Source organism: Azoarcus indigens (assembly GCF_004361735.1).
Lineage (GTDB): Bacteria > Pseudomonadota > Gammaproteobacteria > Burkholderiales > Rhodocyclaceae > Azoarcus > Azoarcus indigens.
In genome coordinates this window covers 24390-36774 of sequence record NZ_SNVV01000001.1, presented here as the reverse complement: position 1 = coordinate 36774, position 12385 = coordinate 24390, and the positions used below count along the sequence as shown (strand labels likewise).

At 65.6% G+C, this 12385-nt stretch carries 7 protein-coding genes; 2 read left to right on the top strand and 5 right to left on the bottom strand.

The window, feature by feature from the left end; translation table 11 throughout:
• Positions 1-5: 5 nt before the first annotated feature.
• The 3 genes from C7389_RS00160 to C7389_RS00150 form a co-directional block, all read right to left on the bottom strand.
• Positions 6-1748: an ABC transporter transmembrane domain-containing protein gene (locus C7389_RS00160; RefSeq protein ID WP_133587170.1), complete on the bottom strand. Its 1743-nt coding sequence runs from the start codon at positions 1746-1748 to the stop codon at positions 6-8.
• 95 nt (positions 1749-1843) lie between these two features.
• Positions 1844-4513 carry an EAL domain-containing protein gene (locus C7389_RS00155; protein WP_133587168.1) on the bottom strand — a complete coding sequence of 890 codons (2670 nt, stop codon included), beginning with the start codon at positions 4511-4513 and terminating at the stop codon, positions 1844-1846.
• Positions 4510-5562, bottom strand: a complete 1053-nt coding sequence (locus C7389_RS00150; protein WP_133587166.1) for a cytochrome-c peroxidase — start codon at positions 5560-5562, stop codon at positions 4510-4512. The genes C7389_RS00155 and C7389_RS00150 overlap by 4 nt, the downstream gene beginning before the upstream one ends.
• A gap of 218 nt (positions 5563-5780) precedes the next feature.
• Here C7389_RS00150 and C7389_RS00145 point away from each other — a divergent pair, with 218 nt between their 5' ends.
• Complete coding sequence (locus C7389_RS00145) at positions 5781-7703, top strand: CHASE domain-containing protein (protein WP_133587164.1); 1923 nt, start codon at positions 5781-5783, stop codon at positions 7701-7703.
• A 118-nt stretch (positions 7704-7821) separates the two neighbouring features.
• On the opposite strand, the gene C7389_RS00140 is transcribed toward C7389_RS00145, so the two are convergent.
• Positions 7822-8598, bottom strand: a complete 777-nt coding sequence (locus C7389_RS00140) for a ferredoxin--NADP reductase (protein WP_133587162.1) — start codon at positions 8596-8598, stop codon at positions 7822-7824.
• Between the two features lie 106 nt (positions 8599-8704).
• Between C7389_RS00140 and C7389_RS00135 the strand changes: the two genes are divergently transcribed.
• The gene (locus C7389_RS00135; protein ID WP_133587160.1) at positions 8705-9631 is read left to right on the top strand and encodes a LysR family transcriptional regulator; all 927 of its coding nucleotides are present in this window, start codon (positions 8705-8707) and stop codon (positions 9629-9631) included.
• A gap of 72 nt (positions 9632-9703) precedes the next feature.
• Here the strand turns inward: C7389_RS00135 and C7389_RS00130 are convergent, their stop codons facing one another.
• Positions 9704-12334: a glycosyltransferase gene (locus C7389_RS00130; RefSeq protein ID WP_133587158.1), complete on the bottom strand. Its 2631-nt coding sequence runs from the start codon at positions 12332-12334 to the stop codon at positions 9704-9706.
• Between the last annotated feature and the right edge of the window lie 51 nt (positions 12335-12385).

Sequence of the window (12385 nt, the reverse complement as noted above, 5' to 3'; positions counted from 1 at the left end):
CAGCCTCAGGCGGTGAATTGCAGCCGGGCGAGGTGGGCGTAGAGGCCGTCGCGGGCGACCAGTTCGGCATGGGTGCCAGTCTCGACGATGCGGCCGTGTTCCATGACCACGATGCGGTCGGCGCGCTGCACGGTGGCCAGGCGGTGGGCGATCACTAGGGTGCTGCGTCCGCGCATCAGGCTGGCGAGGGCGTCCTGGACCATGCGCTCGCTCTCGGCGTCCAGCGCCGAGGTGGCTTCATCCAGCAGCAGCACCGGGCGATTGGCGAGAATGGCGCGGGCGATGGCGAGGCGCTGGCGCTGGCCGCCGGACAGGCGTACGCCGCGTTCGCCTAACTGGCTTTGGTAGCCGTCGGGCAGGCGACGGATGAACTCGTCGGCATGGGCGGCGGCGCAGGCGGCCTCCACCTCGGCCTCGCTGGCGTACGGCGCGGCGTAGCGGACGTTGTCCATGACGCTGGCGGCGAAGATCACCGGCTCTTGCGGTACCAAGGCGATGCGGCCGCGTACCGCTGCCGGGTCGGCTTCCGGCAGGCTGACGCCATCCAGCCGCAGGCTGCCGCTGTCCGGGTCGTAGAAGCGCAGCAGCAACTGGAACACAGTGCTCTTGCCGGCGCCGGAAGGGCCGACCAAGGCGACGCTTTCGCCCCGCTGCACGGAGAGGCTGAAGTCGCTCAGGGCGGCGGTGTCCGGGCGGGTGGGATAGCGGAAGTTGACCGCGTCGAACTCGATCAGCCCGCTGGCTGGCTCGGGCAGGCGCCGCGGCTGCGGCGGGGCGGCGATGTCTGGCTGTGCGTCCAGGATGTCGCGCAGCCGCTCGGTGGCGCCGGCGGCGCGCTGCAGGTCGCCCCACACTTCCGACAGCGCACCGACGCTGCCGGCGACCAGCGCCGCATAGAAGACGAAGGCGGAGAGCTGGCCGGCGGTGATGCGGCCCTCCAGCACGTCGTGGCCGCCTATCCACAGAATGACGGCGACGGCGCCGAACACCAGCACCATGACCACGACCACCAGCGCGGCGCGCTGGCGGATGCGGCGGCGGGCGGTGGCAAAGCCGCGCTCCACCAGTTCGGAGAATTCGCGGCGGTCGGCGTCCTCATGGCCGTAGGCCTGCACCACGCGGATCTCGTGCACCGTTTCGTCGATACGGTTGCCCAGATCGGCGATGCGGTCCTGGCTCTCGCGCGAGAGCTGCCGAACCTTGCGGCCGAAGACGATGATGGGCGCTACCACCAGCGGCACGCCGGCCAGCGTCATCAGCGTGAGCTTGAGGCTGGTGGTGAACAGCATCACCAGCCCGCCGACCAGCAGCAGGGAGTTGCGCAGCGCGATCGACAGCGCCGAGCCGATCACGTTTTCGATCTGAGTGGTATCGGAGGTGATGCGGGAGATCACCTCGCCGGTGCGCCCGGCCTCGAACCAGGAGGGCGGAAGGCTGAGCAGGTGATTGAAGACGCGCTGGCGAAGATCGGCTGTGACGCGCTCGCCCAACCAGGAAACGTTGTAGAAGCGCACCCAGGTGGCGATGGCAAGCAGGGCGATGAGGCCGAACATCACCGCCAGGCTGCGGTCCAGCCAACCGGGGTCGCCGGTGGAGAAGCCCTGGTCTATCACTGTGCGCAGGCCTTGGCCGACGGCCAGCATGGTCACCGCCGCAACGACCAGGCCGCAGCCGGCGAGGATGACACGCAGCCGATAAGGGCGAAGCAACTCGGCAAACAGCTTGGACGAGGTGTTCTCTGGGGGCATCGCGGCGCTCCGGAAAGGACGCGCCATTGTACGGCTTTCGCGGAAAAGCCCTGTTTACGCGGGCCCGCGTCAGCCGGACAGCGCCGGCAAGGTCGTCAGGCTGCGACGGATTCGCCTGCCGCCCGGGCGTCCCGGGGCATCTGCGCGCTCCCCAGCGAGGAGGCGAAATCCTCCGCCGCTTGTGGCCGGCCGAACAGGAAGCCTTGCAGCAGATCGCAGCCCTGACGGGTAAGGAAGTCCCGCTGGTATTCGGTTTCCACTCCTTCGGCGACGACCTGCTGGCCAAGGTTGTGGGCGAGAGCGATGACGGCCGCGGCGATCTCGCCATCCTCGCCGCCCTCGCGGATGTCGTGGACGAAGCTGCGGTCTATCTTCAGCGTCTGCACCTGGAAGCGCTTGAGGTAGGCGAGCGAGGAATAGCCGGAGCCGAAGTCGTCTATCGCCAGGCTGACGCCCATCGCACGCAGTTGGGCAAGGATGTGTACCGTGCGGTCGGCATCGCGCATCAGCATGGTCTCGGTGAGTTCGAGTTCCAGCAGGTGGGCCGGCAGATCGTTGTCGTCCAGTGCCTCGCGCACCAGCGAGACGATGTCCTGGTGCACGAACTGCTGGGCGGAGAGATTGACCGCCACCGGTACCAGTACCCGGCCTTCGTCCTGCCAGGCGCGCAGCTGGCGGCAGGTCTCGCGTATGACCCATTCGCCCATGGGCACGATGAGGCCGGATTCCTCGGCTACCGGCACGAAACGGCCTGGGGAGAGCAGCCCCAGCTCCGGGTGCTGCCAGCGCAGCAGCGCTTCGGCGGCGACTACCGCATGGCCGCGGGCGCAGACCTTGGGCTGGTAGTGCAGCCGCAGCTCACCGCGCTCCAGTGCGCCGCGCAATTGGTTTTCCAGCAGCAGCTCGCCGAGGGAGGCGGTGTTCATGTCGGCGGAGTAGAACTGGAAACCGTTGCGACCGTCGTCCTTGGCGCGGTACATGGCGGTGTCGGCGTTGCGCAGCAGTACCGACTCGTTCTGGCCGTCCTCCGGGTACAGGGCGATGCCCACGCTGCCGGTTACCGTCAGCGCGTGGGGGCCGAGCTGGAAGGGCGAAGCCAGGGCGGAGAGCAGCTTGCGCGCGATCATCGCCGCGTCCTGCGCGTGCTCCAGTTCGGGCAGCACGATGACGAATTCGTCGCCGCCCTGGCGGGCCACCGTGTCAGTGTCCCGCACTGCGCCCAGGCAACGCTGGGTGACCTGGATCAGCAGGGCGTCGCCCACCTCGTGGCCCAGGGTGTCGTTGATGATCTTGAAGCGATCGAGATCGAGGAAGAGCACCGCGGCGCGGCGCTTGTCGCGGCGCGACTGCAGGATGGCCTGGTTCAGCCTGTCCTGCAGCAGCAGGCGGTTGGGCAGGCCGGTGAGGGCGTCATGGTTGGCCAGGTGGCGGATGCGCGCCTCGGTCTGCTTGCGCTCGGTGATGTCGGAGAAGATGCCGATGTAGTGCGTTGGCGCCCCATCTGCATCTCGCACCGCGGTGATGGACAGCCACTCCGGATACACATCGCCACTCTGGCGCCGGTTCCAGATCTCGCCCTGCCACTGGCCGCGCCGTGCCAGCGTGGCCCACATGTCGCGGTAGAAGCCGGCGTCCTGGCGGCCGGAGCTCAGCAGCTTGGGCGTCTGGCCAATGACCTGGGCCGGGGCGTAACCGGTGATGCGGGAGAAGGCGGGATTCACTGCGACGATGCGGGACTCGGCATCGGTAATGGTCATGCCTTCGGTGGCATTGGTGAACACGGTCGCGTAGAGATGGAGTTCCTCCTGGGTGTGCCGCAGCGTGGCGATGCGGTCTTGCAGATTCTGATTTGCCCGGACCAACGCACGGCTGGCGCGGCCGAGGCGGGCAATGACCACCGCGAGGTAGGCTGCGAGCACCAGCGCGGCGACGAAAAGCAGCACACGGTGTACATGCGCACGCAGGGCGCCGTGGCTGTAGCCCTCGTTGTAGAGCCCGACCATGCGTTCGCCAGCTTCTGCCGTGGGCAACTCCAGGATGTCGCGTACCGCGGAGTCCACCACAGCCTTGCGCTCAAGGATCACATTGGCATGGGCGAGCAGGTTGCGCAGGCGGGGGGCCTGGGAGTACTCGGGGTCGGCGGCTATCTGCTGCAGATGGGCCAGGCTGAGCACCAGCTCCTGGGCGAGATCGGCATCGCCATTGAGGGCATAGGTGGTGACGCCGCGGGCGAAGATGCCGATTTCCCGCGACAGGGCCGGCGGCGCGGCGCCCTCGCTGATGAAGCTCTGGGTAGCGGCAGGAAAATAGGCCAGCGAGTTGCGCAGGATGGCCACTTCGCGTTGGTAGCGGTCTATCGCTTCCGCCTTGAGCGCGGCCAGCCGGCGGTACTCGGCCAGGGTGTCCAGCAGGCGGGCACCGTCGATTGCGGTGAGGTAGGCTGGCGGCTCGCCTATGGCCTGCAGCGTGGCCTGCTGGGCGGTGAGGGTGCTGGAGAGGGTGTCGAAATCCCGATGCAGCGCCAGGCGGTTGGCGAGAATCGCGGCGTTGAGCTGGATATCACCCTGGCGCAGCTTGTCCAGTGCGCGGGTGTAATGCTGGTGCTCCTCCACCGAGACCGAGTCCGCACCGGCGAAAAGCCACCCCAGCACCGCTATCGCGAGCAGGGCGAGCAGCAGGCTGCGCAGCAGGCGCAGGTAATCCGCCCGGTCGCGGGGTGGGGGAGGGAGGCCGTCGGCACCCTGCAGCTGGCCAGGCGCCCTCATCGCATGGCCTCGCCGCGCAACTGGCCGGTGAGGCTGTTGAGGAAGGCGACGAGGACCCTGCGGTCCTCGGCATTGAGTTCGCGGCCCAGCTGGTACCAGGCCATCACCACCACCGCTTCGTCCAGCGTGGTGGCGGAGCCGTCGTGGAAGTAGGGCGCGGTCAGGGCGATGTTGCGCAGGCTGGGAACCTTGAAGACATGACGGTCGTCCTCCCGGCCGGTGACGATGAAGCGGCCGAGGTCGGCGTCCTCCACCGCCCGTTGGCGGGCGGCGAAGTAATCACCCATTACGCCGAAGCGCTGGAACATGTTGCCACCGATGTTGACGCCTTGATGGCAACTGGCACAGCCGTAGTCCTTGAAGCGCCGGTAACCCTCGCGGGCATCTTCGCCGATGGCGTCGTGCTCGCCGCGCAAGTAACGGTCGAAGGGGGCGTCGGGTGTGATCAGGGTGCGTTCGAACTGGGCCAGTGCGTCTGCCACTGTTGCCGGTGTGATGCCGGAGGGGTAGAGCAGGGTGAAGCGTTCGCGGTAATCGCGGTCCGCATTGAGGCGGGCGATGACGTCGGTCCAATTGGAGGCCATTTCCAGCGGATTGGTGAGCGGGCCACTGACCTGCTCCTCCAGCGTTGCCACGCGGCCGTCCCAGAACTGGACGAAATTGAACACTGTGTTCAGCACCGTCGGCGTATTTATGGTGCCCACTGCGCCAGCGACGCCGATGGAGCGCGCCCGGCGGTCGGTGCCACCCTGGTTCAGCGGATGGCAGCTGGCGCAGGAGATGGTGTGGTCGCGGGAAAGCACCGGGTCGTGAAACAGCCTTTCGCCGAGGGCGGCCTTGCTGGTATCCACCTCCAGGCTGCGCGGCAGCGGGGAGAGCGGCTCGGTGCGCCGCATGCCCTCGGTGAGCACAGTGGTGGCCTTGCGGCTGTTTTCTTCGGGAACCCCCCGCCAGGTGAGTGACAGCAGCAAGCCCGCCGATAAAGCGATCAAACCCGCCACGGTGAGCGGCGGGAGCAGGGAGGAGAAGCTGCGTTTCACGGCGGGCATGGTATAGCGCCGGGGGAAGGTGGCATTGAGCATGGTCAAGGAATGGGGAGGTCGCCCTCGTTCGGCCGCCGGATGGGAATTGACGCTCTCTCCCGCTGGAGCGGATGATCGCTGCCACGCGGTCTTGCGCCTGCTGGTGGCGTGAGGCAAGGAGGTGTCCCTGAACGGAGGTGCTTCTTCCTATGCCTGTCACGATGGATGCTTCGGGTGGCGTGGTAGTGGCCAAGCCGGCAGGCGCGCTGGGGGCGACTTTGGCAATGCTGTTGTTCGTGCTGCTCGCCGCCTGGCTGGCCTGGGGGGCGTTGGAGGAGCGCAAGCAGGCGGCGCTGCAGCAGCGGTTGCAAGCCGAGGCCAACGGAATAGCGCTCAAGGTTGAGGAACGCTTCCGCGGATACCGCCAGGTCCTGCGCGGCGCGCGTGCCCTGTACATGGCATCCGATACGGTGGAGGGCCGCGAATGGGCAGAGTATGTCGCCGGATTGACCCTGAGCGAGGATTACCGTGGCATTCAGGGCGTGGGTTTCAGTCGTTGGCTGACGCCGGCGGCGCGGTTGGAACTCGAGGCCCGGATGCAGGCCGCCGGGCTGGCGGGTTACAAGGTGTGGCCCGCTGGCGAGCGGGAGCACTATTCCGCCATTGTCGCGCTCGAACCGCTGGACACACGCAACAGGCGGGCGCTGGGTTTCGACATGTTTTCGGAGCCCACCCGGCGCGAGGCAATGACGCGGGCGGTGGAAGTGAGCGAGGGCGCGCTGAGCGGGCCGGTGGTTCTCGTCCAGGAGGACGGTGTTGCCCAGCAGCGAGGTGTCCTGCTTTACCTGGCGGTGTTCCGCAGTGGCTTCAGCGCCAGCGACGTGGCAACGCGCTGGCGGGAATTGCAGGGCTGGGTCTACAGCCCATTCCGCATGGATGACCTGATGGAGGGCGCCTTAGGCCGCTTCACCAGCGACATGCGCCTGAAGGTGCTGGACCTTTCTCCGGGCTCCCAGCCAGCCCTGCTGTTCGATAGCGAACCGGAGAGCGGGGAAGGCCCGGCAAATGCTCTGCGCTACGAGCGCCGCCTCGTGCTCGGGGGACGGGAATGGCTGCTCGAATTCTCCACCCGGCCGGATTTTTCTGTGGGTGAGCGTCCGCTGGTCGAACTGGGCGTCATCGTATTGATCGGCAGCCTGCTGCTGGCGGTGACCTGGTCGCTCGCGGTTACCCGGGCGAGGGCGCGGGCGCTGGCGATCGTCTCCGGTTCGCTGCGCCAGCGGGAGGCACAGTACCGCGCCATCGTCAATCTTTCCCACGAGGGCATCGCCACGGTCGACCAGCGCTGGCGGCTCACGTATGTCAATCCCCGGCTGGCCGAAATGCTGCGCCAGTCGGCCAACGAACTGCTCGGGACGTCCTTTTGCACCTACTGCCCGGACTTGGGCGATGAGCTAGCAGGCGAGAGGGCGGAGCGGCTGCGTCAGGGCAATGGCCGCAGCCTGGAGATGGAACTTCAGAGGGAGGATGGGAGCAAGCTTACCGTGCTGGTTTCGGACGCACCCTTGGTGGACGCGGATGGAAGATTGAGCGGCGCGACCCTGATGGTGGTGGATATCACCGAGCGCAAAGCGGCGGAGCGGCGGATCAATTATCTGGCTACCCATGACGGGCTGACCGACATCCCCAACCGGGCACGCTTCGAGGAGTTGCTGGGGGCGGCCATCGCTCGCGCCGCTCGCTATCAGCACAGCTTCGCGCTGCTCTTCGTCGATCTCGACCACTTCAAGGAGGTGAATGACAGCCACGGCCACCTGGTGGGCGATGCCTTGCTCGTGGAGGCGGTGAAGCGCATGAAGAGTTGCCTGCGGGCTAGCGATACGCCGGCAAGGCAAGGCGGTGATGAGTTCGTGGTGCTGCTGCCGGAAACGAAGTCCACCCAGGATGCGGAGCGGGTGGCGGAAAAGATACGCGCGGAACTTGCCCGCCCCTTCGAGGTGGAGGGCTGCAACCTAAACATCTCTTCCAGCATCGGCGTCGTCTTCTACCCGCAGCACGGACGCGATGCAGACGCCCTGCTGCGGCATGCAGACGAGGCAATGTACCGGGCCAAGTCGGCGGGGCGTAATCGGGTGGCCGTTTGTGATGCCGCCGGAGAGAAGGTCTAGCGCTGCGGCAGGGGGAAGAAAGCGTTTATAGCGGAAGTGGCAGAGGCGTGAACGCCGAAGGCCACGCGGTGATGCCGGCGTGGCCTTCGTGCAATGCGCTTGAAGAGCGCTTCGTGCCTTACTTCTCCACGAAGGCGCGTTCGATCACGTAGTCGCCCGGCTCGCCGATCCGCTTGGAAACCTTGAAGCCTCGGCTGTCCAGTAGATCGCAGCAGTCCTTCAGCATTGCCGGGCTGCCGCAGATCATGGCGCGGTCGGTTTCCGGGTTCAGGCGGGGCAGGCCGATTTCATCGGTCAGTTTGCCGGAGTCCAGCAGTTCGGTCAGGCGGCCGGTGTTGCGGAAGGGTTCTCGGGTTACCGTGGGGTAGTAGATCAGCTTTTCCTTCACCTCCTCCCCAAAGAACTCGTTCTCCGGCAGGGTCTTGGTGATGAAGTCGGCGTAGGCCAACTCGGAGACGTAGCGCACGCCGTGGATCAGCACGACCTTCTCGAAGCGCTCGTAGGTTTCCGGATCCTGGATCACGCTCATGAAAGGGGCGAGGCCGGTGCCGGTGGAGAGCAGGTAGAGGTTTTTGCCCGGGTTCAGATCGTGCAGCACCAGCGTGCCAGTGGGCTTCTTGCTGACGACGATGGCGTCGCCTTCACGCAGGTGCTGGAGGCGGGAGGTCAGCGGGCCATTGGGCACCTTGATGCTGAAGAACTCCAGATGCTCCTCGTAGTTGGGGCTGGCGATGCTGTAGGCACGGGTAAGCGGGCGGCCGTCGACTTCCAGGCCGATCATCACGAACTGCCCGTTCTCGAAGCGCAGGCCCGGATCGCGGGTGGTACGGAAGCTGAAGAGGGAGTCGTTCCAATGATGGACGCTGAGAACACGTTCCTGGAGCAGGTTGCTCATGATGGACCTATGAAGTAGCGGACGGAATTCGGTTGGTAAGAATTCTAAATGCGAACCCTTAGCGATTAGTTGGATAATTTCTATAAAGCTAATAAGTTCGGTGAATATGCGATACACCCTGCGCCAACTCGAGGCCTTCGTGGCCGTTGCCCGTAACGAGAACGTTTCCCGTGCGGCGGAAGCCCTCAATCTCTCCCAGTCTGCGACCAGCAATGCCTTGGCGGAACTGGAAAACCAGTTCGACCAGCAACTCTTCGACCGCCACGGCCGCCGCCTGAAGCTGAATGAGCAGGGCAGGCTGTTGCTTCCCCGGGCGGTGGAACTGCTGGACCGCGCGCAGGAGATCGAAGCCCTGCTTAGCGGTCAACGGGGCCTGGGTAGTCTGAAAGTGGGCGCGACCCTGACGGTTGGCAACTACCTTGTTCCTTTGATTGCGGCCAACTTCCTGCAGCGCCATCCGGAGAGCCGGGTTCAGTTGCAGGTGCATAACACGGCGACCATCGTAGGGTTGGTTGCGCGCTACGAGATCGACATCGGCCTCGTGGAAGGGGCCGTCAGCGATCCCGAGGTGGAGGTTGCGCCCTGGGTGGAGGACGAACTGGTCGTCTTCTGCGCTCCGTCACACCCTCTCGCCAATCAGCAAACCGCCAGCCTGGCCGAACTGGCCGAGGAGCACTGGATTCTCCGCGAGAGGGGTTCCGGCACACGCGAAACCCTGGAACAGGCGCTGCGCCTGGCCAGGCATGGCATTACCGTGCGCCTGGAACTGGAGCACACCGAGGCGGTGAAGCGAGCGGTGGAAAGTGGGTTGGGCATAGGCTGCATCTCCCGCCTCGCCCTGCGCGACGCTTTCCGTCGCGGCAGCCTGGTACCGCTGGAAACGCCTGAACTGGACCTACAGCGCTGTTTCCAATTCGCCTGGCACAAGGGCAAGTACCACACTGCGGCGATACGCACCTTCCTGGAGGAGTGCAGGTCGATGACCGAGGGCGCGCAGCGCAGCCATGAGATCCGGCTCCCCTTCGTGCCTTGACGCCCTGTCGCCCGCCCGATGAAAAAGGCCACGTCGTGACAGACGTGGCCTTCTTGTGCTGCTAGGGCGAGCTCAGCTCTTGCCGGTTTCGAGCTTGCCTACAAGCGCGCCGACGGTCTGCGGGGGCATCGGTTTCTCTGGCATGTAGGCGGCGATCTGGCAGGCGATGGCCGCCACATACGGGATGCATTGCAGGCAGAGGATACCCACCCACAACTGAGTTTCCAGATCGTTGGCGCCGCGCAGGGAGACCAGGGCGAAGGCGCCCAGCAGCAGGGCGACCAGCATCCCGATCTCCTCCCGGATTGGGCCGAAGAAGGCGAGGGCGCCTTGGGCGCGCCAACCCTTGGGGGTGCGCACGAACACGCCCTTCTTCTTCACCAGGCCGGTAAACACGCCGCGGGCGATGGCATGTGCCAGGCCGACCGACAGCACAGAGGCGCCGAGGATGTCCTTCCACGGGCAGTCCATGGTGCGGCGGTAAAGGATGGGGCCCAGTGCCGCCTTGAAGGCCATGAAACCGAGGATGGGCATGGCCAGCGCGGTTACCGGGAGACCGAAGGACTTGGGGAAGGCCAGGATGCCCAGCGTCCACGCCAGGCTGCCAAAGGCGAACACCAGTTGCAGCGCGTCGCCGAACCAGGCGAACCAGCCGGTGAGGAAGTGATAGCGCTGGGCCAGGTTGAGGTTGCTCCGGCCCAGCATTTGCGGCAGATGAGCCTTCAGGATCTGCATCGCGCCGAAGGCCCAGCGGAAGCGCTGGCTCTTGATCGCGGCGAAGTCGGACGGTGTCAGCCCGCGGCCCATGATGTGGTCCACGTAGCGGGTGTCGTAGCCCTTCTCGATCAGGCGCAGGCCCAGTTCGGTGTCTTCGCAGATGCACCATTCGGACCAGCCGCCCACTTCTTCCAGCGCCAGACGGCGGACCAGCGTCATGGTGCCGTGCTGGATCAGGGCGTTGCGCTCGTTGCGGTGGTGCATGCCGATGCGGAAGAAACCGTCGAATTCCCAGTTGCACATGCGGCGGAAGGGCTGGTTCTCCCAGTCGCGGTGGGCCTGCGGCGCCTGGACGACGGCGACGTCGGCCTTGTCGAAATGCGGGATCAGCGCAGCCAGCCACTCCGGATCGACCACGTAGTCTGCATCCACGACGCCGACGACCTCGGCACGCGGATCCGTCATCTTCAGGCCGTAGTTCAGCGCGCCGGCCTTGAAGCCCGGCCAGTTCTCCAAGTGGAAGAAGCGGAAGCGGGGGCCGAGCTCGGCGCAGCGCTTCTCCAGTGGGCGCCACAGCGCTTCGTCGGTGGTGTTGTTGTCCAGGATCAGGACTTCGAAGTTGTTGTAGTCCAGCTTGGCCAGGCTATCGATCGTGGCGATCACCATCTCCGGCGGTTCGTTGTAGCAGGCCAGGTGGATGGAGACGAAAGGCTGCTGATCGGACGCATGCGGGGGCAGCGGCATGAACCGGCGCTGCCATTTCTGCTTGAACAGCATCTCGCCGAACTCGAAGCCGTGGGATAGCAGCACCGCTGCGGTCATGCCGGTCGCGCCCAGGAGCAAGGCCAGCCCGACGAGGTCGCGCTGCGTCAGATAGTAGTCGACCGGAACGTTGAGACCGACGATCAGGGTGGAGACGCAGGCCTGGATCAGCGCGGCGAGGAACACCCGGCCGAACACGCTCCAGTCGTTGAGGAAGAAGATGACCAGGAACATCGGGAGGAAGGCCAGCACGCCGGCATTGCTCGCCTTCTTCGACCAGTGCGGATCGCGCTCCACCAGACCTTCGAGCGCGAATTTGGGCTCGCGGTCGGCATTGAACATGCCCCAGTAAGCGCCGGCCCAGCCTTCCACATCCACCTTCCACGGCTGGTCGATGGCTTCCATGATGAAGTAGTCCAGGCGCGGGGTACGCGGGTCGGCCAGGAATTCGCGGATGAAGCGGGCTTCGTTGTCCAGAGACGGAATCGCAGCGCCGATCACCGGGCCGCGACTGGGCCAGCCGATTTCACCGATGACGATCTTCTTCTTCGGGAAGGCCTTCACCAGTTCGTCGTATCGCTGGAATGCATATTCCACCGCCGCTTCCACCGGCACGCCCTCGTGGTAGGGCAACAGATGCACGGTGATGTAGTCGACGTGCTTGACCAGCTCTGGATTACGCAGCCAGACGTGCCAGGGTTCGGCGGAGGAAACCGGCTTGCGCAGCACCTTGCGTACGCGGTCCAGGTACTGGATCAACTCGGGAATGCTGACGTCGCCGCGCAGCACCGACTCGTTGCCGACCATGACGCGCTCAACGTGGCGCATCTTCTTCGCCGCTTCGATCAGCGCGGCGATCTCGCGCTCGTTCTTCTCCTTGTCCCGGTCCAGCCAGGCGCCGGCGGTGACCAACAGGTCGCGGTCTCCGGCGAGATCCAGCAGTTCCGGCGTGTCAAGCATGCCGTAGGTTCGCAGGCCGTAGGAGGATTTGCCCAGCAGGTCCAGGTCGGTACCCAGCTGTTCGGCGGTGGGGTAGGTTCCGCGCAGCGGGCTCTGGTCGCGCTGGAAACCGTTGTAGGCATAACCCTTGATGCTCTGGTTGGTGCCGATGAATTCGGAGCCCCGGTTGAAATGCTCCCAGATCCAGTATTGGGCAAAGGCAACCAGGGTAGCGAGGGCGAACGCAATGGCCAGGCGATAGGTAAGCGAGGCGGCGTTTTTCATGTGGCGCTTCTAGTCCGATCAATGGGCCGGTGGCCCGAGATTGCAAGTATG

What these genes read in the sequence shown, in the direction of transcription:
- C7389_RS00160 (WP_133587170.1), bottom strand. Translation starts at nt 1,748, where the DNA reads ATGCCCCCAGAGAACACCTCGTCCAAGCTGTTTGCCGAGTTGCTTCGC.
- C7389_RS00155 (WP_133587168.1), bottom strand. Translation starts at nt 4,513, where the DNA reads ATGAGGGCGCCTGGCCAGCTGCAGGGTGCCGACGGCCTCCCTCCCCCA.
- C7389_RS00150 (WP_133587166.1), bottom strand. Translation starts at nt 5,562, where the DNA reads ATGCCCGCCGTGAAACGCAGCTTCTCCTCCCTGCTCCCGCCGCTCACC.
- C7389_RS00140 (WP_133587162.1), bottom strand. Translation starts at nt 8,598, where the DNA reads ATGAGCAACCTGCTCCAGGAACGTGTTCTCAGCGTCCATCATTGGAAC.
- C7389_RS00135 (WP_133587160.1), top strand. Translation starts at nt 8,705, where the DNA reads ATGCGATACACCCTGCGCCAACTCGAGGCCTTCGTGGCCGTTGCCCGT.
- C7389_RS00130 (WP_133587158.1), bottom strand. Translation starts at nt 12,334, where the DNA reads ATGAAAAACGCCGCCTCGCTTACCTATCGCCTGGCCATTGCGTTCGCC.